The sequence below is a fragment of the Megasphaera geminata F0357 genome (genome assembly GCF_000239275.1).
GTDB classification, from domain to species: Bacteria; Bacillota; Negativicutes; order Veillonellales; family Megasphaeraceae; genus Megasphaera; species Megasphaera geminata.
In genome coordinates, this window is the sequence record NZ_JH417615.1 from 54,024 (window position 1) to 73,986 (window position 19,963).

The 19,963-nt window shown below is 48.4% G+C and carries 36 protein-coding genes and 1 pseudogene; 34 read left to right on the forward strand and 3 right to left on the reverse strand.

The window, feature by feature from the left end:
- Window positions 1-133: 133 nt before the first annotated feature.
- Window positions 134-499 (reverse strand): PBECR3 domain-containing polyvalent protein, encoded by a 366-nt coding sequence (locus tag HMPREF0080_RS08180; protein ID WP_006790982.1) that lies wholly within the window; start codon window positions 497-499, stop codon window positions 134-136.
- A 2-nt stretch (window positions 500-501) separates the two neighbouring features.
- Complete coding sequence (locus HMPREF0080_RS08185) at window positions 502-894, reverse strand: helix-turn-helix domain-containing protein (protein ID WP_040347580.1); 393 nt, start codon at window positions 892-894, stop codon at window positions 502-504.
- Window positions 895-1,027: 133 nt separating this feature from the next.
- Here HMPREF0080_RS08185 and HMPREF0080_RS08190 point away from each other — a divergent pair, with 133 nt between their 5' ends.
- Together HMPREF0080_RS08190 and HMPREF0080_RS08195 are read left to right on the forward strand one after the other, a co-directional pair.
- Window positions 1,028-1,246, forward strand: a complete 219-nt coding sequence (locus tag HMPREF0080_RS08190) for a helix-turn-helix domain-containing protein (RefSeq protein WP_006790984.1) — start codon at window positions 1,028-1,030, stop codon at window positions 1,244-1,246.
- Between the two features lie 45 nt (window positions 1,247-1,291).
- Window positions 1,292-1,540, forward strand: coding sequence for a hypothetical protein (locus tag HMPREF0080_RS08195; protein WP_040347581.1), 249 nt, complete (start codon window positions 1,292-1,294; stop codon window positions 1,538-1,540).
- Here HMPREF0080_RS08195 and HMPREF0080_RS08200 read toward each other — a convergent pair.
- On the reverse strand, window positions 1,515-1,952 hold the full coding sequence (locus tag HMPREF0080_RS08200) for a hypothetical protein (protein WP_006790986.1): 438 nt from the start codon (window positions 1,950-1,952) through the stop codon (window positions 1,515-1,517). The genes HMPREF0080_RS08195 and HMPREF0080_RS08200 overlap by 26 nt on opposite strands.
- Window positions 1,953-2,032: 80 nt before the next feature.
- On the opposite strand from HMPREF0080_RS08200, the gene HMPREF0080_RS08205 reads away from it, so the two are divergent.
- The 32 genes and pseudogenes from HMPREF0080_RS08205 to HMPREF0080_RS10090 form a co-directional block, all read left to right on the forward strand.
- A complete protein-coding gene (locus HMPREF0080_RS08205; RefSeq protein ID WP_006790987.1) occupies window positions 2,033-2,233 on the forward strand; it encodes a helix-turn-helix domain-containing protein in 201 nt (66 codons plus the stop codon).
- A 90-nt stretch (window positions 2,234-2,323) separates the two neighbouring features.
- Window positions 2,324-2,536, forward strand: coding sequence for a hypothetical protein (locus HMPREF0080_RS08210; RefSeq protein WP_006790988.1), 213 nt, complete (start codon window positions 2,324-2,326; stop codon window positions 2,534-2,536).
- Between the two features lie 87 nt (window positions 2,537-2,623).
- The gene (locus HMPREF0080_RS10295; protein WP_006790989.1) at window positions 2,624-2,770 is read left to right on the forward strand and encodes a YqaJ viral recombinase family protein; all 147 of its coding nucleotides are present in this window, start codon (window positions 2,624-2,626) and stop codon (window positions 2,768-2,770) included.
- 34 nt (window positions 2,771-2,804) lie between these two features.
- Window positions 2,805-3,563 (forward strand): annotated as a pseudogene (locus HMPREF0080_RS08215) (YqaJ viral recombinase family nuclease); the annotation flags it as partial.
- 12 nt (window positions 3,564-3,575) lie between these two features.
- Window positions 3,576-4,448 (forward strand): recombinase RecT, encoded by an 873-nt coding sequence (locus HMPREF0080_RS08220; protein ID WP_006790991.1) that lies wholly within the window; start codon window positions 3,576-3,578, stop codon window positions 4,446-4,448.
- Window positions 4,449-4,511: 63 nt separating this feature from the next.
- Window positions 4,512-4,892 carry a DUF4373 domain-containing protein gene (locus tag HMPREF0080_RS11820; RefSeq protein WP_006790992.1) on the forward strand — a complete coding sequence of 127 codons (381 nt, stop codon included), beginning with the start codon at window positions 4,512-4,514 and terminating at the stop codon, window positions 4,890-4,892.
- Between the two features lie 47 nt (window positions 4,893-4,939).
- Window positions 4,940-5,473 carry a DnaD domain protein gene (locus HMPREF0080_RS11780; protein ID WP_483466641.1) on the forward strand — a complete coding sequence of 178 codons (534 nt, stop codon included), beginning with the start codon at window positions 4,940-4,942 and terminating at the stop codon, window positions 5,471-5,473.
- Window positions 5,367-5,771, forward strand: a complete 405-nt coding sequence (locus tag HMPREF0080_RS08230) for a hypothetical protein (protein ID WP_156795325.1) — start codon at window positions 5,367-5,369, stop codon at window positions 5,769-5,771. Before HMPREF0080_RS11780 ends, HMPREF0080_RS08230 begins: the two co-directional genes overlap by 107 nt.
- Window positions 5,772-5,918: 147 nt before the next feature.
- Window positions 5,919-6,212, forward strand: a complete 294-nt coding sequence (locus HMPREF0080_RS11455) for a RusA family crossover junction endodeoxyribonuclease (protein ID WP_006790995.1) — start codon at window positions 5,919-5,921, stop codon at window positions 6,210-6,212.
- A 70-nt stretch (window positions 6,213-6,282) separates the two neighbouring features.
- Complete coding sequence (locus HMPREF0080_RS11460; protein WP_425358121.1) at window positions 6,283-6,390, forward strand: RusA family crossover junction endodeoxyribonuclease; 108 nt, start codon at window positions 6,283-6,285, stop codon at window positions 6,388-6,390.
- Window positions 6,391-6,413: 23 nt separating this feature from the next.
- Complete coding sequence (locus HMPREF0080_RS08240) at window positions 6,414-7,220, forward strand: phosphoadenosine phosphosulfate reductase family protein (RefSeq protein WP_040347582.1); 807 nt, start codon at window positions 6,414-6,416, stop codon at window positions 7,218-7,220.
- A gap of 72 nt (window positions 7,221-7,292) precedes the next feature.
- Window positions 7,293-7,802, forward strand: coding sequence for a hypothetical protein (locus HMPREF0080_RS08245; RefSeq protein ID WP_006790997.1), 510 nt, complete (start codon window positions 7,293-7,295; stop codon window positions 7,800-7,802).
- Window positions 7,803-8,001: 199 nt separating this feature from the next.
- A complete protein-coding gene (locus HMPREF0080_RS08250; RefSeq protein ID WP_245527268.1) occupies window positions 8,002-8,550 on the forward strand; it encodes a Panacea domain-containing protein in 549 nt (182 codons plus the stop codon).
- Window positions 8,543-8,857 carry a type II toxin-antitoxin system PemK/MazF family toxin gene (locus HMPREF0080_RS11785; protein ID WP_006790999.1) on the forward strand — a complete coding sequence of 105 codons (315 nt, stop codon included), beginning with the start codon at window positions 8,543-8,545 and terminating at the stop codon, window positions 8,855-8,857. The genes HMPREF0080_RS08250 and HMPREF0080_RS11785 overlap by 8 nt, the downstream gene beginning before the upstream one ends.
- A 309-nt stretch (window positions 8,858-9,166) precedes the next feature.
- Entirely contained in the window at window positions 9,167-9,520 is a 354-nt protein-coding gene (locus HMPREF0080_RS08255) for an HNH endonuclease signature motif containing protein (RefSeq protein ID WP_040347608.1), read from the forward strand.
- Between the two features lie 139 nt (window positions 9,521-9,659).
- Window positions 9,660-10,241, forward strand: coding sequence for a P27 family phage terminase small subunit (locus HMPREF0080_RS08260; RefSeq protein WP_006791002.1), 582 nt, complete (start codon window positions 9,660-9,662; stop codon window positions 10,239-10,241).
- Entirely contained in the window at window positions 10,238-11,635 is a 1,398-nt protein-coding gene (locus HMPREF0080_RS08265; RefSeq protein ID WP_006791003.1) for a terminase large subunit, read from the forward strand. The genes HMPREF0080_RS08260 and HMPREF0080_RS08265 overlap by 4 nt, the downstream gene beginning before the upstream one ends.
- Window positions 11,601-11,966: a terminase TerL endonuclease subunit gene (locus HMPREF0080_RS11465; RefSeq protein ID WP_216436718.1), complete on the forward strand. Its 366-nt coding sequence runs from the start codon at window positions 11,601-11,603 to the stop codon at window positions 11,964-11,966. Before HMPREF0080_RS08265 ends, HMPREF0080_RS11465 begins: the two co-directional genes overlap by 35 nt.
- A gap of 9 nt (window positions 11,967-11,975) precedes the next feature.
- Complete coding sequence (locus HMPREF0080_RS08275; protein ID WP_006791005.1) at window positions 11,976-12,176, forward strand: hypothetical protein; 201 nt, start codon at window positions 11,976-11,978, stop codon at window positions 12,174-12,176.
- A complete protein-coding gene (locus HMPREF0080_RS08280; protein WP_006791006.1) occupies window positions 12,163-13,407 on the forward strand; it encodes a phage portal protein in 1,245 nt (414 codons plus the stop codon). Before HMPREF0080_RS08275 ends, HMPREF0080_RS08280 begins: the two co-directional genes overlap by 14 nt.
- The gene (locus tag HMPREF0080_RS08285; protein ID WP_006791007.1) at window positions 13,404-14,144 is read left to right on the forward strand and encodes a head maturation protease, ClpP-related; all 741 of its coding nucleotides are present in this window, start codon (window positions 13,404-13,406) and stop codon (window positions 14,142-14,144) included. Before HMPREF0080_RS08280 ends, HMPREF0080_RS08285 begins: the two co-directional genes overlap by 4 nt.
- 14 nt (window positions 14,145-14,158) lie before the next feature.
- Entirely contained in the window at window positions 14,159-15,325 is a 1,167-nt protein-coding gene (locus tag HMPREF0080_RS08290) for a phage major capsid protein (protein WP_006791008.1), read from the forward strand.
- A 12-nt stretch (window positions 15,326-15,337) separates the two neighbouring features.
- A complete protein-coding gene (locus HMPREF0080_RS08295; protein WP_006791009.1) occupies window positions 15,338-15,604 on the forward strand; it encodes a head-tail connector protein in 267 nt (88 codons plus the stop codon).
- On the forward strand, window positions 15,604-15,837 hold the full coding sequence (locus tag HMPREF0080_RS08300) for a hypothetical protein (RefSeq protein ID WP_006791010.1): 234 nt from the start codon (window positions 15,604-15,606) through the stop codon (window positions 15,835-15,837). The genes HMPREF0080_RS08295 and HMPREF0080_RS08300 overlap by 1 nt, the downstream gene beginning before the upstream one ends.
- Window positions 15,838-15,846: 9 nt before the next feature.
- Entirely contained in the window at window positions 15,847-16,173 is a 327-nt protein-coding gene (locus HMPREF0080_RS08305) for a phage head closure protein (protein ID WP_071777909.1), read from the forward strand.
- Between the two features lie 12 nt (window positions 16,174-16,185).
- Window positions 16,186-16,629: an HK97 gp10 family phage protein gene (locus HMPREF0080_RS08310; RefSeq protein ID WP_006791012.1), complete on the forward strand. Its 444-nt coding sequence runs from the start codon at window positions 16,186-16,188 to the stop codon at window positions 16,627-16,629.
- The gene (locus tag HMPREF0080_RS08315; protein ID WP_006791013.1) at window positions 16,619-16,852 is read left to right on the forward strand and encodes a hypothetical protein; all 234 of its coding nucleotides are present in this window, start codon (window positions 16,619-16,621) and stop codon (window positions 16,850-16,852) included. Before HMPREF0080_RS08310 ends, HMPREF0080_RS08315 begins: the two co-directional genes overlap by 11 nt.
- A gap of 8 nt (window positions 16,853-16,860) precedes the next feature.
- Window positions 16,861-17,037, forward strand: coding sequence for a hypothetical protein (locus HMPREF0080_RS11790; protein ID WP_006791014.1), 177 nt, complete (start codon window positions 16,861-16,863; stop codon window positions 17,035-17,037).
- A gap of 15 nt (window positions 17,038-17,052) precedes the next feature.
- Entirely contained in the window at window positions 17,053-17,793 is a 741-nt protein-coding gene (locus tag HMPREF0080_RS09295; protein ID WP_006791015.1) for a phage tail tube protein, read from the forward strand.
- Between the two features lie 61 nt (window positions 17,794-17,854).
- Window positions 17,855-18,259, forward strand: a complete 405-nt coding sequence (locus tag HMPREF0080_RS08325) for a hypothetical protein (protein ID WP_040347587.1) — start codon at window positions 17,855-17,857, stop codon at window positions 18,257-18,259.
- 53 nt (window positions 18,260-18,312) lie between these two features.
- Window positions 18,313-18,564, forward strand: a complete 252-nt coding sequence (locus HMPREF0080_RS08330; protein ID WP_006791017.1) for a hypothetical protein — start codon at window positions 18,313-18,315, stop codon at window positions 18,562-18,564.
- A gap of 12 nt (window positions 18,565-18,576) precedes the next feature.
- On the forward strand, window positions 18,577-19,963 hold a 1,387-nt coding region (locus HMPREF0080_RS10090), incomplete at its 3' end, for a hypothetical protein (protein ID WP_006791018.1).

Genomic DNA, 19,963 nt, shown 5'->3' on the forward strand with positions numbered 1-19,963 from the left:
CTCTCGAGGTTTGAGAATTGGCGGGGTGACATTCCCGCATCTCCTATTCAGGTCGATGACCTTCTGGCGACGGCTGCCCGTTCCGTCCTCAGATTCTCAAGTATTTCTTGACTACAGTATAAAATACTTTTACTTATTCGTCAAATTTTTTAAGAGTTCCTTTATTAATAAAATTCGCAACTCGATTAGGGTTCAGCACATATAACGATCGTGCGAAATAATTGTTAGCAGCAATTCTTACTGCTACTTTTACATAGTCATTATTTGCTTTAAATTCGCGGACGTACTCAATAGACGCATCCTTGTGATTAACGCCGACATAGTCCGGCTGAGATAAAATAAGGCCTATATGTGGATAATAATTAGCAAAATCTCTCGGATAGCTTGATTTCATATGAGCTTCATTTGATGGTCCGATGTATATGGGCGTATTAATAGGGCAAGATAGAGAAAGTAGCGTAATGACTTTCTTTGTAATGACCGCAATTTGTCTTGCCATAATTATTTTCCCTCGCGGGCTTTTAGGCCTTCTATAATCTTTAAAACAGTATTCACGTCATCTTTCGTTAAGTTCTTGCTAGCGTCAAAGAGTATACGATATTCAGGGTTCATCCGGAGCTCTTCGGCAAGTTCGGCTACTTCCGGGTCGGCGTAATAACCGTCGGAGGAATCCTTATATTTATCTTCAATTAAATCTGCCTTATTGATACGGAAATAATTAGCAAGTTTCTCTATTTTATCGATTCGGGGATAGTTTGTACCTTTTAACCAGCTTGTAAAAGTAGTGTATGAAATATTCAAATCAGTAGCTACTTCCCGACGCGACTTGTCATATAACTTCATATAGTATTTTAAATTGCGGGAAAACACTTCCCGATTGCCGAGATCGCTCATTGGAATACCTCCTTTCGCCATTATTATACAGTTAAACTATAGAAAACGCAAATTTTTTTTAACATTTCTACAGTTTACATGTTGACATTACAGTTTAAATGTAATATACTAACCTCGAAAGGAGGAAAACCCGATGAGGCAACAAGATTTTATAACTGACGGAATATCATTAAAAGCGGCTCGCATAAATGCCGGATTTACTCAAAAAGAAGCCGCAAAGCGTCTCAAAATATCGGAAACGACATTGCTTAAATATGAGAGAGGGGAGACTTACCCCACTGTACCTGTAATCAAGCGTATTGAAGCGCTGTATGTTATTCCGTACCGTAAGATTATTTTTTCTGATCCTTGATTACAGTTTAACTGTAATATGAAAGAAAAGGAGGCAAACAACACCATGGAGAAAGACGAAAGAGAACAGGTACTGAGCCTGATTGACAGCCACAGAAGCATACTAAAGGAGTTTATTAAAGACTTTAGCGTATTGCAAAACTTTGCCCGCCCTCGAAATTTAGCAAAACAACTTGTATGCATGCTGAAAAAAGAAAAAGGGCTAACATACGCCGAAGCGTACATCGCCCTTGAACTCGCGTATATCCGGTTAAAAAAAGAATCAAACTTTATTCAGCTTCCAGAAGAAGACTGACAAGGGGCAAGGTTTCCTCTGCAGAAAAGCCGTAGAAAGGAAGAGTAACGCCTGATTCTAAAAACTTAGCGCCATACAACAGCGGTGGTAAAACCCCGGGCCTACAATGAATTGATTCGTCCAACTTTTTAACAAATGCATCTGAATTAAGTACAACGAAAATCTCGGGAACGCGATTTGCAACATCTACACCAAAAGGATCATAAGGAGATATTTGTCTGCACACAAACTCCAAAACATCGCTGGCGGAGCCGACAATCGCGCCGCAAGGAGCTATGTTCTTATCGTAAAACGATCCGGTTAAAAGGCGGCCCTCTTGCATTACAACTGGTTGCAGGCGTTTACCCGGCAACTGAAAATACGGCAACACGTAACCTAACTTTTGTAACTGCGTAATCGTTAATTCATTCATAGTTTACCCCTCCTTAAAAATGTTTATTAAAGCATATCACGAGGAGAGGAAAAGAACAATTAAAGAAAGGAGGACTTGCTATGAAGCTATGTATGACAGTAGAAGAAGCCGCTGAGGCTGCCTCCGTATCGTACGAACAGATACAGAAATGGGCGAAGGATATCGACTTCCCTTGCTTTAAAGTTGGGCAGAGAGGCGGGAAGCGGCTGATCCACGTGGAAGCCTTTAATGACTGGTTAAAAAAGAGAGCCGAGTTACGGCTCGGAGAGGAGCATAGATAAATGGAAACAATGACAGTAGTAGTCAGTATTATAGTGTCAGTCATTTTACTGGCATGGATTTGGATTGAAATAAGAGAGGAGCGCTAGACCATGAAACGTAGTGTGATCCACTTACCGGTCCCGCCGCCGTGGGTTAACAGCCGCCACGAAGCAATCCAGCGGGAACGGGAGCTTGACCGCAGAATCGCATATACATATGCGACAGACTACGGCGAGTCGGCCGATATCGACTGGCCTGAGGTGATAGTTGGAGCGATAGCGGCCTACCTCACGCTGGCAGCGATGATTATCGCTTTGACATGAAAAAGAGCGGCTTTCCGTAGGCCCGGAAGTTGCCGCTCTCACAAAATATTCATAGCTACATTGTAGCAGAAACGGAGCAAAAACACAATGAATGCAAAACTGATTATGACGGTTGAGCAGATGCAAGACCGTAAGAAGTGGGAACAACTTCGTAATCTCGGTATAGGCGGCAGTGACGCTGCTGTCATTGCCGGGCTGAACCGCTGGGAAGAGTCCTTTCCAACTTTGGCTTGAAAAGACAGGCCAGGCTGAACCCGAGGATCTCAGTGATAACGAGTATGTCTATTGGGGCACGGTTTTAGAACAAGCGGTAGCCGATCGCTTCTGCGAGCTCACAGGGAAAAAGGTACGACGGCAAGGAATGGTACAGTCAACATCCGATGAATGGCTGTTGGCTAACATCGACAGAATGGTTGTCGGCGAAAATGCAGGACTTGAATGCAAGACGGCAAACGGCTTCTCGGCAAAACAGTGGGACGGTGATGCGGTCCCGGACAGCTACTATCTCCAGTGCCAGCACTATATGATGGTTACCGGTTGCGATATCTGGTACATCGCCGTACTCATCGGCGGGAATCATTTCGTATACAAGGAAATACCTAGAAATGAGGAAGATATAGCGGCCCTGTATGCGACAGAAAAAGCATTTTGGGAAAAGAACGTAAAGGGTGGTGAAATGCCTGATGTTGATGGATCCGACAGCTGCACCGCCGCACTTCGGGAACGATTTCCCGGTGGTGACATGGAAGCGATTGCTTTACCTGAAGCAGCAGCTGGTATCGTAACCCGACTGGATGAATTAAAAGAGACCGAAAAGAATGTCAAAGAAGGTATCAAGAAGGCACAGAACGAGCTTTGTGAAATGCTCGGAAATTGCGAAATAGGCTATATCGGAGAGCGTAAGATTACATGGAAAACGCAAGCCGGCAGAACGACTGTTGACAGTAAGAAGCTTAAAGCCGAATTACCAGACATCTACGAGAAGTACAGCAAGACGGGTAATCCGATAAGAGTCTTCAAAATATAAGGAGGTATCACAATGGCAACAACGAAAGGCGGCCTCATGGCTGCTAAAAGTAACAAGCCCGACGGCGTGAGGAGCATGAAGGATTTAGTCTTCAGCATGGGCGATCAGATTCAAAAAGCACTACCGACGGTCATCACGGGTGAGAGGTTCACCCGTATGGTGCTGACGGCCATGAGCAGCAATCCGCAGCTGCAGCAATGCACACCGAAATCATTCCTGGGGGCGATGATGCAGGCGGCACAACTTGGCGTAGAGCCGAACACGCCGCTCGGTCAGGCATACCTCATCCCGTACAAGAACAAAGGCACGTTGGAGTGCCAATTTCAGCTTGGATATAAGGGTCTCATTGACTTGGCATACCGAAGCGGTGAAGTCCGGGATATTCAAGCCCACGAGGTATACGAGAATGACGAGTTCGAGTATGAGCTTGGCCTTGAGCCGAAGCTCCGGCACGTACCGGCACCGAGCAACAGGGGTAGCGTAATCGCCTACTATGCCGTGTTCCATACCAAAGACGGCGGCTACGGGTTTGAGGTCATGAGTACGGAAGACATTAAGGAGCACGCCAAGAAGTACAGCCAGGCGTATAGCAGTAGCTACAGCCCGTGGTCGAAGAATTTCGACGAGATGGCCAAGAAGACGGTTCTGAAGAGGTGCTTAAAATATGCACCGCTCAAGACAGAATTCGTCCGAGAAATGAATGCCGACGGCACAATCAAGAAAGACATTACGGCCAATATGGCCGATGTTCCCGATGAGACGGACTACATTGATGTAACGTCCGATAGCGTACCTGATAATGTAGATCCGACGACGGGCGAAGTCATGGATACACGCACAGATCAAGAAAAAGAAGACGACGCCATACTGGCAGCGTCAATGTAAACGATAGAGAGCGGCAAGGGGACTGTGAGTACACCGGTCCTCTTGACCTACGGAGGTAACGACATGGCTAGACCATTAAAACAAGGACTTGATTACTTCCCTCTCGACACGGACTTTTTACAGGACATAAAGGTCCGCAGACTTATCCGAGCATGTGGCTCGAGCGCGATTCCTATGCTAATCGGCCTGCTGGTTAATATTTATCGAGGCGATGGGTATTATCTTAGGTGGGATAGCGATATGACTTTTCTGATTTCTGACGAAGTTGGTATCAGTGAGGGCGCAGAGCACAGGAATTCATTAACAAGGCAGTTCAAGTCGGGTTTTTCGACAAGAAACTTTACGAGGAAAAAAGTATCCTCACATCAGCCGGAATTCAAAGACGATTCTTTGAAATTACGGAACGTCGTAAGTCAGTTTTTTACGACGATACTCTTCTTCTAATCGACGTTAATGAGTACACAAACTTAGTTAATGTTAACAATAACTCGATTAATGTAAACAATAACCCCGTAAATGTATACCATAATCAACAAAGTAAAGTAAAGGAAAGTAAAGAAGAAGAAAGAAAAAATAATTCCTTTCCGTCGTCGGCGTCGAAGGTTGTAAAACTCTACGGGGACAATATTCACCCGATAAGCTCTGCAATAGAGCGAGATAAGCTCATTTCCTTGGTTGAAGCACACGGCGAAGCTTTCGTGCAGAAGGCTATAGAGAGAGCCGTCATGCGTAATAAGCGAAGCTTAGCGTATATCACGGGTATCCTTAGTCGGTGGGAATCCAATGGCTACGACGAGGGCAGTAACAGAAACGGTAAGAAGAAGCCGGAAGCGACTGAGAAGTCGGAAGAGTATCTTGCCTTTCTTGAACGGCGAAAGGCGTATAAAGCAAAACAAAAGCAGAAAGGGGCAACTGCACATGTTAACAGACGGGAGCATGAGCTTTCTCAAAGACGTGCTGAAACTGTCATATCCGAACCAGCGGATGGAAGAAAGGAACTTGGACATATTCTGGACGATGTTTGAGAAAACATTTTCCAAGTATGATGAGCAGGATGTGGCCGATGCCGTCGAAAGCGTTATCCAGACCGAGAAATGGTTTCCGTCGATTGCTACGATAAAAGAGTCATTGGATAACCTGCTGAATGCCAAACGCAGAGAAGCGCAGTCTGCGAGTATCATGAAACCCGCCCCGCGGGGGAAGATAGATATGGTACCTATCCGCGAAGCGATGAGAAAAGTCAAAAAAGGGGAATGGGTATGCCCCATATCGGACACGGTGCGTACATTCGCAACACGTCTTTTCCCGGACAATCACGGATGATCTTATCCGTCGTAATTACTGCCTGCTTGCGTATTATAGTGAGTCGGGTATCCGGATTGATGAGGCGGGGTCTTTCGTGAAGCTATATATGACTCGACATGGAGATATCGTCGATCGAGTTGTGTATCAAAAGTGAGGTGTAAAACAATGCCGATAAACTACGTGGAGGAAGAGCATACGAGGTATATCGCACTGACTGTATACGGTAATCCGGTAGCGCAAGGACGGCCGAGGTTCTCACGGCAAGGTGGATTCGTCAAAGCGTATGATCCGATTAAGTCCAAGGCGTACAAGGCACTCATACGACTAGAGTTGCAGCCGTTATTGTCTAGTCCTGACTTCGCCCCGATTGACCGTGACTGCCGATTGCGCCTGAACGTGTACCGAGCCATTCCGAACAGCTTCAGTAAGAAAAAGCGCCAAGAGGCTATAGGACGGTAAGATACGGCCGACAACGAAGCCGGATACAGACAATTACGTGAAGGGCGTGCTGGACGCACTCAACGGTACGGTGCTGAAAGATGATAGCGTTGTATGCGAGATATTCGCACGAAAATTCTATAGCGAACGGCCGAGAATCGAGGTCGTAATCGACGATTTGCGGCCGCTATGGCGTTAACAAATTATTACCAGAAGGGAAGCATGATGTTAAAAGAACAAACCATTTTTGGGCTAGTTAATAAAGTAGATTTAGCCATTCGACGAATCAAACTTCATGAACCACCGGAAGGGTATTATGTAGCGTTTTCAGGCGGTAAAGACAGTTGCGTCATTCTAGACCTTATAAAACGAGCCGGCGTAAAGTTCGATGCACATCTTAACATAACGACAGTCGACCCTCCGGAAGTTATCAGATTCGTCAGACAGCAGTATCCGGAAGTTGCGATGGAGAAGCCCGAAATGAGCATGAAAAAATTGATTGAACAGAAAGGAATTTTGCCTACAAGACTAGCCAGATACTGTTGTGCCGAGTATAAGGAACGGGGCGGCATAGGACGATTTGTTGTAACCGGAATCCGACACGCAGAATCTACACGTAGAAGCAATCGAAAACTGATAGAGCCGTGCCGACAGCCGAACGGTAAGAGATTTATCCATCCGATTATCGAATGGAGCGATGACGAGGTGTGGGAGTATATCAAGACCTACAAGGTTCCGTATTGCAGCTTATACGACGAAGGTTTTCGCCGTATTGGGTGCGTATGTTGCCCGTTTGCCAGTGAACAAAAGAAGCGTCAAGATATTAAGCGATGGCCAAATATCTATAAAAATCAGTGGCGAGCCGGTGCAGAATTGGCGATAAAAAGACGAGAAAAAGAAGGGAAGAAGTTGTTATTCAGCACCGTCAACGAGCAAATGGAATTCTGGTTAAGTGGCAAGGGCATACCGAAAGAAAATCCGGAGCTTATCAACATTTTCGGTGTAATGGGCGATGAAAAAATCACATAATAGAAGAATTTTACGACAAGGTAAAAGAATGATACCCGAACGACGTAAACAGTAAGAAGGAGGACGCACACAGTGTTTCATAACGATTATATAAATGCGGTGCGGGAATACTTGCATCGATACCACGAATTTAATACGTACATAAAGAATATCAAGGCCGACTTGGAAGACTTAAACGCCACGCAAGCACTGTGTGCCGCTCCGAAAGTGCCGACGTTGTCACACACACCTGGCGGTAACGGGATTATGATAAGCCCGGAAGAGCGAGCCGTATATGAGAAGGAAAATCTCGAGAGTCGAAGAAAAAAACTTCAGTCGGATTTGGAGAAAATTGAGCCGTTAATGCGTCGACTAGACAGGTCAATTGAAGCCCTCAGTTATTCGGATCGTATAATAGCTGAGGAACGCTTTATCAACGGAGCGTCGTGGCTGCGCATAGCCGACACGCTGCACATGAGCGAAACAGCCGTGCGTAAGCGTTCTGGAAAGGTACTGGAGCAGATAGCGGCGATGATGTTCGGACCCGCGGCGATACCCGTACAGACGCATTTCGTATTCTTTGATGAGTTGAAAAATTCGTAACAGTCACAAATGGTGCGTTTTTGTGCCGATATGGTGCGGAAAATGCTGGTATAGTAATAGTGTGAACACCTCCTAATAATATATTTCATGACGCAAAACAAGATGCTCAGTTATTGGGCGTCTTGTTTTGTCTTGCACGGGTTACTATATTTTTCTAATGCGAATAGTGTATAATGCATTATATAAGGAGGTGTTTAAGATGGCTAAAGCAATTGATGTTGCGCGTTTTTTTATTAATATCGTAAATGCATTGCCCACAGATGATTTGATGACGAATCTGCGCGTGAATAAACTTCTTTATTTTGCGCAGGGAGAATGTTTGAAGAAATTAGGCCATCCGCTGTTCACTGATGATATTGAGGCTTGGAAATATGGGCCCGTTGTTCCCTCTGTATATGAACAATATAAGTCATTAGAGAAAAACCCTATTCAAGAAAGCATTCCGTATAGCAAAGGTGCATTTAGTGAAGAAGAGAGAGAACTATTGTTTGACGTTGCTAGTTATTACGGGCAAATATCTTCGTCGGCATTAGTTGAAATGTCACATCAGAAGGGGTCGCCGTGGCAACAAGTTTACGACCCCGACCGAAAGCATGTGAAAATAGATATAGACTCTATATATAGTTATTTTTCTCAACAAAATCCGATCCCCACATTCTCAGAAGTAATTAATAAAATCGAAACCGTAGGGCGACGGGACGATGAAGGATATTTAGTACTGCCTGCCGAGTGGAATGACGATGAATAATTGGGAGATTTGGTGGGCAAATGTAAAGTTTGAAGATTGCGAACAAGTTGAATGCAGGCCAGTTCTAGTTGTAGACCAAAGAATTTCTTACATATTATCTTTTAAGATAACGTCACATTCAGCTAGGAAACGCTATTTGGGTGAATACGAAATAGTTCAATGGAAAGCGGCTGGATTAAAAACACCATCTGTTGTTAGATTGTCTAAAAAATTAGAGTTGCGAGAGTCGGATTTTGTTAGCCGGATGGGCTCGCTATCTGATTCTGATATTATGGCAATTCTTCGCTATTGTCTTTTTATAATATAGGGTAGAATGGCTATCACAAACCTTGGTAATGGTGGCTGCCAAGGATAAATATCACAAAAGTGATTTTTTAAGGACGTCCTAATGGGGCGTCCTTTTTACGTGCGCCGTAAGAGGATGACATCATGATGAATTTAACGAAGGTAAAGTGCTACCGGCAGTCCTGCCTCAATAATCACAAAGGTGTATGCTCTGCTAACGGAATTACTATCGGCGGGATCGGTGGCTGTAAGTCCTTCGTTGTAGCCAAAAGCGTCATGAATAAGTCTCGGTACGGCGCACAAAGGAGGTGATACGATGCCCCGTAAGAGTATGCACGTGTGCTTCTATCCCGGTTGTCAGGAGCTTACGAGAGAACGATATTGCGAGAAACACCGTAAGACTTCGTACGATGACCGAAGAGAGAGCGCGGCTAAACGAGGATACGGGTCAAAGTGGGCGAAAGCCCGACTTGCCTTTCTAGCTGAGCACCCAACGTGTGAGTGTGAGCGGTGCAAGGCATCAGGACAGCCGTTACCTGCGGACGTGGTGGACCACATCATTCCGCATAGAGGGAATCAGAAGCTGTTCTGGGATACGAAGAATTGGCAAGCTATGAATCATGTGTGCCACAATCGTAAGACAGCACGAGAGGACGGCGGCTTCGGCAACCGTTCTCGTAATTGAGAAAATATAATTTTAATTGAGAATGAGAAGAGGCCTCCCGGTGAAAAAAGTTCTGAGGCACGAAGCCCAGACCGTGGCGGTCTCTTCTTCGTAAAAAGTTCGTGAAATGAGCCAGTTTTAAAGAAAGGAGGAATACGCTATGGCAGGACGGCCGGCGAAACCGATTGAACTTCATTTGCTCAATGGTAACAAGCGGCACTTGACGAAGGTCGAAATTGAGCAACGGAAAAAGTCCGAAGTACAGCTCGGTGAACATAAGCTTGTATGTCCGCCGTATGTTCGGCACGACAAAAACGCATATAAGAAGTGGAAAGAAATCGCTAAGCTCTATAAGGACATCGACTTCGTAAGCTCCGCAGATGTCGGGCTAATGGCTCGGTACTGCATGGCGTTTTCCGAATATATCAATCTGACGGAGCATCGGAAGGTCTGCGCTACGATTCGAGTTGATACCGAGAACGGCGAAGATACAGACATGTTGGAGGTTCTTGCGGCAAAGTATCCCGTGAAGACAGCCGCCAAAATGTTCGAGAAGATTGAATACGTGTTTTCGCTCTCGGGAGTGCTCGCCGTCGATAAGGCGTTAAACGCCAAGATGACAACACTGGTACAAATGGAGGACAGGTTATTTTTAAATCCGTTGGCGAAGATTCGGAATGTTCCAAAAAAGGAAGTAAAGCAAGACGATCCTCTTAAGGATAAAGGATTTGGCAACATATGACACTACTTGAAGAACTCATTCAGTATAGCAACAAGTGCATAGACGACACGGCGCACGTGTGCCGCAAACACCGATGGGCGTGTATCCGTTTTCTACGTGATGTAAAGCGCGCCGGTACGGAGTCGTTCCCGTACGTATTCGACGAGGAAAAAGCGCAGCGGTTCTTTACGTGGGCACAGCTGCACAAGCACACAAAAGGCGTGCTTGCCGGGGAGCCGATTGAATTTGTTCCGATACAGCGGTTTATCTTCGGCAACGTGTACGGCTGGGTACACAAAGATACAGGGCTGCGGCGCTTCCGCAAAGCCTATTGGCAGGTAGCGCGTAAAAATGCGAAGTCTCAATCGCTGGCTATTGTCGGCGATTACGAAATGATGGCACTCGGCGAACCGATGAGTGAAGTATACATCGGGGCAACGAAGTCGATGCAGGCGAAGATCATATACAACGAGGTCATTGCGATGTTGAAGCGCTGCCCGTTACTCAAAGACAAGTGGCACGAGTCGTACGGAGTCATTCGGCATAAGAAGAGTGATTCCCTGCTTCGGGCCTTATCGAAAGACGACGGCAAGACGGGCGACGGTCTGAACCCGCAATGTGGGCTTATTGATGAGTACCACGCGCACCCGACTGACGAGATTTTGGAAGTCATCAACACGGGTATGGTCGCACGTAAACAGCCGCTATTGTTTATCATTACGACGGCCGGGAATAATTTCGGGGGGCCGTGTTATCGCGTTGAGTATCCGCTCGTTGAAAAGATACTCAACCCGGCTATTGATTTTGACGTTGTCGATTATTTTTGTATGGTCAACGAACTTGACCGTGACGACGAGGGCAACCTTATCGATGATGTCAAAAATGAGGACTGCTGGATAAAAGCAAATCCGATAGCGGCAGCATACCCGGAGGGACTCGCTAACATCCGGAGTAAACTAGACTCAGCGCTTGAGAGCCCTGAAAAAATGGAATCTTTTCTCACGAAAAATATGGATCTTTGGGTAAACCAGTCGGCGATGTCATATATGGACATGGCGAAATGGAAAGAACGAGGCGCTATAACAGAGTTGCCCGTCGATCCATACGGGTACGACGCGTACGTCGGCGTAGACTTGTCGAGACGTATTGACCTTACGGCGGCAGCGCTTGTCATGCCGCTTGATGACGACGGCACGACGAAATACCTCGTACGGGCGCATGGGTTTATCCCCGAAGAAACAGTCGCGGTGCACGAGAAGACCGACAAGATACCGTATCGGGCGTGGGCGCGGGCCGGGTATCTCACAATAACGTCCGGGGATGTTGTCGACTATCGGTTTATCAACACATGGATTCAAGAACAAGTAGACACTCTCGGCGTTGAACCTCCGGGAGGTCTGCTACGATCCGTATAACGCGACGCACTTTGCGCAGGAGCTTGATGCGCAAGGCATTATGACCGTTGAGGTCAGGCAGGGCATGCGGACGTTATCTGAACCGACAAAAGCATTCCGGGAGGAAGCGTACCGGGATAACATTCTGCATGAGGCGAACCCCCTGTTGGATTGGGCTATCAGTAACGCGGTAACGAAGCGTGACCATAACGAGAATATCATGCTGGATAAAGAGAAATCGACGAACCGTATCGACCCGATAGCGGCGGTCATCAACGCGTTCAGCCGGGCACACGTTATGGCCGAAGAAGATTTGAGCGATTACGTGCTGTCTGACGAGTTTAGCCTATAAGGAGGAGTTATGAAAATAATCAAAGGGTATATCGATGACATATTACTGATTGCCGGATTCGTGCTGCTGGTTATTGCGGGCTCGTATGTGAGCCCTGTATGGTCTGCTTTATATACGGCGGCCGTTGAGTGCTTATCAGGGGCGTATCTTATAAGCTACACACTGTCCAACGGCAAGAGTAAAGGAGCAGATGAGTATGTTCGTTCGTAACTGGATCCGCAATTGCGGCGGCGGAGGGCAACTGTTCACGGGCGGCGACAGTGGGACACTGGTTAACCCGGCGCAGTGGTTAATCGACGCGCTGGGCGGCGGTGAAACAATTACCCCGGAGAAGGCGGCGAAAAATTCGAACGTAGCTGCCTGCGTTTCCATACTCGCTGATGATATCGGTACCCAGCCGATACATACGTTTAACAAGCAGAAGAAAAACATCGGCATGCAGCATCCCGTTGCCCGGCTCTTGTATGAGCGGCCGAACCCGTTTATGTCAGCATTTGTGTTCAAGCAGACCATACAGGGCCATATCGGTATATACGGCAACGGGATTGCGTATATTGAATGGGCCGCCGATGGATACCCTGCGGCACTCTGGCCACTCGACCCTGTACGAACGACGGTACAGCTGGACACGTCAACTGGGCAACTGCGGTATAAGACACAGAACGCTCAAGGTAAGATGTACGACCTCGCTCCGGAAGACGTGCTGCATTTCAAAGCGTTCACAAGGGACGGTATTATCGGGGTAGCGCCGTGGAAGACACTCGTTGACGAGCTTGACAGCCAAAACGCAACGAAGGCGTTTATCAGTGACTTTTATCGCAACGGCACACTATCAAGTGGGGTATTGAAAACAGCGACAAAGCTTAACCGCGAGGCAAAGCAGCGTGTCCGGGAAGAGTGGCAGAAGTTGAATAGCGGCAGTGATAATGCGGGAAAAATCGCCGTTCTTGATGTCGGGCTGGACTTTCATCAGCTCGGTATGCAGCTTGATCAGGCGCAATTCCTTGATACACAGAAATTCGGTATAACAGAAGTCGCTAAAGTGTATCGCGTACCGCCGCATAAGCTTGCACAGCTTGACCGAGCGACATACGCGAACGCCGAAGCGATGGGACTTGACTATATCAAGACAACGTTACTGCCGATATTCACGCAATGGGAACAGGAGATTAACCACAAGCTCTTTACCGCAACGGAGAGGGCTTCTTTTTATGTCAAGTTTAACGCGGCTGCCGAGCTGCGCGGGGACAGCGCGGCCCGGGCGCAGTATTACCGGGATATGATTAACAACGGCATTTACACTATCAACGAGATCCGTGAGATGGAAGAAATGGACGGTATCGGCCCCGGTGGTGATAAACACTTCGTGTCGCTCAACTATACGACACTGGATAACATCGGGCAGCAGGAGCCCACGAAAGGAGGTGAGGGGGGAGAATGAAGAAGAAGTTAACGTGTTTTGATGTTCGCAACGAGTCTGCAAAGTCCGCAGATGTGTATATCCACGGTGACGTCCTTGACGACGACTGGAAAGCGTGGATGTCGGATTACGACGGCGAGACTTTCGCCGGGTACGTGCTTCCGGTTGATGTACGGGAGAAGCTTGAAAGCTTGAAGGGTAAAGACCTTACGATTTACATCAACAGCGACGGTGGTAGCGTCCCGGCCGGCATTACCATTGCGAACATGATCAAACGGCACGACGGGCATACCGTTGGCGTCGTGGACGGGTGGGCGGCGTCTATTGCAAGTGTCATCTTCATGGCGTGCGATGAACGACGGATGCCGAGCAACACATTCCTGATGATCCATAAGCCGAGCGCCATGGCACTGGGGGACGCCGACGACATGCTGCGGGTGGCTACAATGCTTGATACGGTACAGGAAGGTATCGAGCAGGCGTACCTGGAACGAGCCCGTGAGGGCGTGACGCCTAAAGCAATCCATGACGCCGTGGAAGCGGAAACGTGGTACACAGCGGCAGAAGCTGCGGAGATGTTCGACATTACCGTTGAAGAGTCAGACGCGCGGCTGGTCGCTTGTAGCAAGAGTATGAATTTCAAGGCCATGCCGGCTGCCGTACGGGCGGCGAAAACCGCAGACGCCGCGACGGAAGGCGCGGAAGAGCTAGAAAACCGCAAGCGTCGGCTTGCCATTGAATTGGAGTTATTGAAATAAGGAGGAATCAATCAATGACAGAAAGAGAAAGAGAATTGCGCCAGAAGATGGCGGAAAAACAAACGCGTATTCAGGATTTACTGAAAGAAAACCGTCTTGATGACGCAGAAGCGGTGACAGACGAACTGCGCGGATTGAAACGGGAGTTCGACCTGTTGCAGGAAGTGCAGGACTTGTCTGTTGCACCGCCCCCGGCAGCACAAGGCACACAAAGCTCTGCACCGGAAGATGTCGATACAACGCACGTACTGGCACAGCTTCTCCGCAACCGCGCCAGCGCCTTGAACGAAGCGGAGCGTAAAGAGGCAAAACGGCTGCTCGTGCGGAACGCCACAGGCGATCTGCGCGAAGGTACGAACGAACAGGGCGGTTTTATTGTCCCCGTTGACGCGCAGACGAAAATCAACGAATTAAAGCGTACGCTCAACCCGTTGTCTGCGCTCGTCAGTGTTGAAAACGTCAATACGATGTCCGGTACCCGCGTTATGGAGAAAGCAGCAGATATCACGGCGTTTGACGCGGTAGCCGAAATGGCGAATATCGCAGAAACCGACGCACCGAAGTTCACGCTGGTTAAATACATCATCAAAAAGTATGCCGGCATCTTGCCGATGTCCGAAGAGCTGCTTGCTGATACGGATCAGGACCTGCTGAATTACGTATATCGCTGGCTTGCGAAGAAGTCCGTCGTGACGGAAAACGCACAGATCTTGACGGTTTTGAAGGCGCTCACAAAAACGCCGCTCGCTGACCTTGATTCCGTGAAAGACGTGCTTAACGTTACTCTTGACCCGGCCATTTCGCTGCTGGCGTCCGTGCTTACCAATCAGGACGGATTTAATTATCTCGACAAGCTCAAAGACAAGGACGGCGATTATCTGTTGCAGCCGAACCCTTTGGACCCGACGCAGAAATTACTGTCCGGTAAGCCCGTAACAGTAGTATCAAACAAAGTACTGCCGACGGCAGTGGCGGCATCAGACAAGAAAGCACCTGTACTTATCGGCAGCTTCAAAGATGCGGTTATCCTCTTTGACCGTCAAGCAACGTCTCTTGTCGGTACCAGCGTTGGCGGCAATGCATGGAAACGTGACAGCTATGACATCAAAGCGGTTACGCGTTTTGACGTGCAGAAGTTTGACGATCAGGCCGTTGTATACGGCGAGTTGAAACTCGCATAAGGAGAGCCCGACATGACACTGAATGACGTAAAACTGTATTTGCGCGTCGACGGCTACGATGAAGATGACGTCATTCAGAGCCTTATTGACGCGGCGAAAGAGTTTATCAAGACAGGTACGGGCGTTACGTTTACGGATACGGACGCCCGCCACGTCTTGACTCTTAAAATGATAGTGGCGCACTGGTACGATAACCGGGGGCTTGTTGGAAGCACAGCAGAGCTGCCATTTACCGTAACCGCACAGTTGTTGCAGATTGAAGCGGAAAGGAGCACGTAATGAGGGCAAAGGTAATTGAGTCTTGCGTATACAACAACGAGTTCCGCGGCATTGATGACGTCGTGGAAGGTACGCAAGAAGATTTGCAGACGCATATCGACTTTGGATATGTGGAAGTAATCGGCAAAGCGGAAAATGTCGAAACAGAAGAACCAGAAGAACCAGAAGATGAAGTAGTCGAACCTGAACCTGTCGAGGCAAAGCCGAAGTCGAGCAAGTCGCATAAAAAGTAGGTGGATAGCATGACTACGGTTTCAGAGTTCCGGTCGCGTGTCGAGTTGTATAGCCCGATTACCGTACCAGATGGGCAGGGCGGATATGATGAACAAATGAAATACGTCGATACTGTCTGGGCGCAAGTCTTGAAACCTCGTTTTTGGGACGGTCAGGCAGGCGGCGGCCCGGTAGCCGGTATCACACAAGGGGTTACGATCCGGTACCGTGATGACGTCGCGCTTGACTGGCGCGTGGAATACAGGCACACGATGTACCGCATCATACACATTGAGTATAGCGAACGCAGGGATGTACTCGTTTTGACGTGTACGGCAGTTGAGCATCACGGATAAGGGGTGGCGCTTATGTACATCAAGGCTAATCTGGATGATGTTACGTTTCGTGCGACAGCAGACTTGACGAAGTTTGACGAGCTTACGCGTAATCGTATCCGCGACGTTGTGCGCGAGAAAGCTGCGGAAGTACAGCAGCGGGCGGTTGAGCTTGTGCCGAAAGATACGGGCAAGCTTGCAAGTCAAATACATCTTGAGTTTTTAAACTCGGATAAGATGACAGCGGCCAAGGTGTACACAAATAACAAAATTGCGCATCTCATAGAGTATGGGGCTGCCGGCGCTGTTGTCTTACCGACACGTAAAAAAGCGTTAGCTCCGGGCGCCGAAGGCTGGTTCATGGCGAAAGCCGTTATCCCACAGCGCGCAGCGCATCCGTTTATGCGGCCGGCCATTGATTACGTTCGGCCTACGATAGAATCTGCAATAAAGGAGGCTATCACGCGTGATAAGTAGGATACCATTTAACGCGGTGCAGCAGAACGTGTACACGCTCTTATCGAACGGACAGACAACACCGGTATATGATACGGTGCCGACAGGTGCGGAACAAATGCCGTATGTCGTTCTCGGAGAGTTCCACGGTTCGCCCGTGAATGAGAACAAAACGACGATATATCACACGGTGATCTTCAGCAAGTACACGTCTGGACGCGCAGCAAAGGTAAGAAAGAAGTAAACGAAATATTGGATGATATAGTACATCTACTCACAAAGTACTCATTGACGCTTGAGGGGTATACGCAAATCGGTACTGCGGCTATTGCGCAGTATCAAGCCTATCAAGAGTTGTATGCAGACAAAACAAGCGCATATCACGGTGTATTGTCTGTAGAGTGGGTACTGCAGCAGGAATTGAGCTAAGGAGGAATAACACACATGGCATTAACTGAAGATAAGATTAAAAATCTTCCTGTAATGGATGAAAATACAACGGCCGTTGCGGGTAAATACACACTGATTTATATCGCTCTCGATAAAGCGCCGACGTGGCTTTTGCTTGGCGGGCAGCGTAACAACCCGCTGTCCCGTAAAGCGGAGTCCATCGACGCGACATCAAAAGACAGCGGCAGCTACGGGGATAAGCTCCCCGGTATGCTCAACTGGACGATGTCATACGAAGGGCTGTACGTAATGAACGACGAAGCGGTTGACATATTGGAAAACCGCTTTAATGAACGTAAACCTGTATTTATCCGGCAGGAATACCCGGACGGCTCTTACCGCACGGGGTGGGCGTCCGTAACGGCACTTGATGAAGATCACAGCTACAGCGGGGTATCAACGTTGAAAGTCACGTTTGAAGGTAAGGGCGCTATTTCTGACATTCAGAAGCTCTCCGCAAAACCGACCCTCGGCACGGCAAGCGGCACGTTCTCCAAAGCGGCGCCGGCGGACGTGGCGGTTACCATTACACCGCCCGAAGCCAATATCAGGACGGTTGTTATGGCCGACGGCACGAAGCTTGCGCAGGAAGTTGACTACACATACAGTCAGGGCGCACTGAAGCTTTTGAAGGCCGGCGCAGTGAAAGATCATCTTATCATGGGCGACAACATGATTACTATTACGATTACGGCAGATATCAGGCTGACATTTAAGTTGAAGTTAACAGCGTAAAGTGAGGAACGAAAGAGCGGTCGCTTGGCCGCTCTTTTTCACTATGAGAGGAGATTTGATTATGAAAACAACGCGGACACTCACAGTCGGCGATAAAGAATATGAGGCATATCTGACAATTAAAGACATGCGCATGATTGAACGGGAAATCGGGCAGTCCTTGCTGTCCATCTTCGATGCGGGGTCTCTTGCGGTTGTCGCTAATATGACAAAGAATATCAGTCTTGATTTAGTGATGGCCACACTCCGGTTTGCCATCCACGACGACAAGTACGGCCATCGTTCCGACGACGAACTGTATGATATGCTGGATGAATATTGTGCCGTAGAGGGCCAAACGATGGATCATATCGGGGGCTTTGTTATTCAGCTTGTGTTTGATACTGGCATTTATAACAAGATAAAATTCCATCAGGCAGGTGCCGAAAAAAACGCAGAACCGACGACGTCGAAAGAGGAACGATAGTCGTCGGATCGATAGAAGAATGGATCGAAAACGCGGAGCCTGTTGCCTATGGCATGTTGACATTAAAGCCTTATGAATTTGAAGATCTGCAAATTCGTGAGTTTAATGCCATGGTGCAAGGGTACCTGCAACGAAAACGCGATAACGATGTCGCGCAGGCGTACTTTACGTATTGGCAGTTACGGCCGCATTTGGGCAAAGATACGACGCTTACGCCGGCGGATATTCTCGCACCGTTATATCCGGACGTAAAACCAGACCCGGAAGAGGACAGGGCAGAATTATTAAAAGCATTTGGGATGTAAGGAGGGCGGCACTTGGCCACAGTAGCAGACTTATTAATCAAGATAGGCGCAGACGGCAGCGGGCTGTCGTCCGAACTGAACAAATCCAAACAGGAAATACAGAAAACATTTTCGACGAACCCGATAAACGAGTTTTCCGGAAGCATTGACACAGCCACGGGTAAAGTAAACGCAATGCTCAGCACGTTTACCAAATTCGCGGGCATAGCGGCCGCGGGTTTTGGGCTAAACGCTATTATCGACAGCGCGGTTAATGCGGGAGAGTCGTTGTATCAAGTGCAGCAGCGATTTAACCTGACCACGGCAGAAGCGGCGAAGTTATCGGCGGTTATGAAGATGACCGGCGGCGATGTCGATACGGCGGCAAAGGCGATCATGCGTCTTGATAAGAACATCGCAAATAATACTGCGGACGGCAGAAAAGCCGCGTCGGTATTATCGCAGATGGGATTATCCTTGACGGACGCGTCGGGGCGGATGAAGCCGATGAATGAGCAGCTGGCAGCTTTGGCCAAAGGGTATAAAGCGGCAAACGAGGCAGGTCAAGGACAAGAATTTTTAATGGCCACACTCGGTACGCGAGGGCTTGCGCTCACGAAGACCTTACTCAATTACGAAGATGCTGCCGGCAGAGCCGCAAAGATAAAAGGCGTCGGGCTTGACCCGAAAGAGATGCACGAAGCGTATATGCAGATGCAGGAAGTTAATCTGCAATTTGGTAAACTCAAGACCGTTGCGGGGGCGTCATTGGCCCCGCTGGTTATGGAGATTCTGCCGCAGGTTATGAGTGGGCTCTCGACAACGGCCACCTTTATCAAAGAGAATAAAGAAGCTATCGGCACGACTATCGTGACTATCACGAAGCTTGTAGCGGCGTACGAAGCACTGAAACTGGCCAAGGCGGCAGCGAATACTGTCGGTCGGGTAATGGACACAGTGCGCACAGCCGGCGCCCCGACGGTTGACGACGCACAGCAGCAGGCGCTGTCGAAAGCGCAGGAGCGGCGTATCAACAAGGCCATTGCCGACAGCGACAGAATGTACGCGCAAATGCGCCGGGAAGCAATAAAGACGGCTAATCAGCAGAACTTATCCGCCGAAGAAGCGCAAGTCTTTATGGCTGAAAAATTTACGCAAATCGGGCTGGAGTCGGCGCAGGCGGCAGAGCGGATTCGCACGGAGATGACGCGGGCGTTTGTGGCCGTCAATCTTGAAGCGGAAAAAAGCGCCGCTGTCGTGTCCGAGTCGGTGAATGCGTCGACGTATGCCGCGGAGACAGCTGCAGCGGCTAAAATCGAATCGAACAACGCCGTTATCGCAAGCAATACCAGAGTCGCCGAATCGGAAGCTATCATCGGCGCGGCAGCCCGTGAAGCGGCAGCCGTAAAAGAGGCGGCCG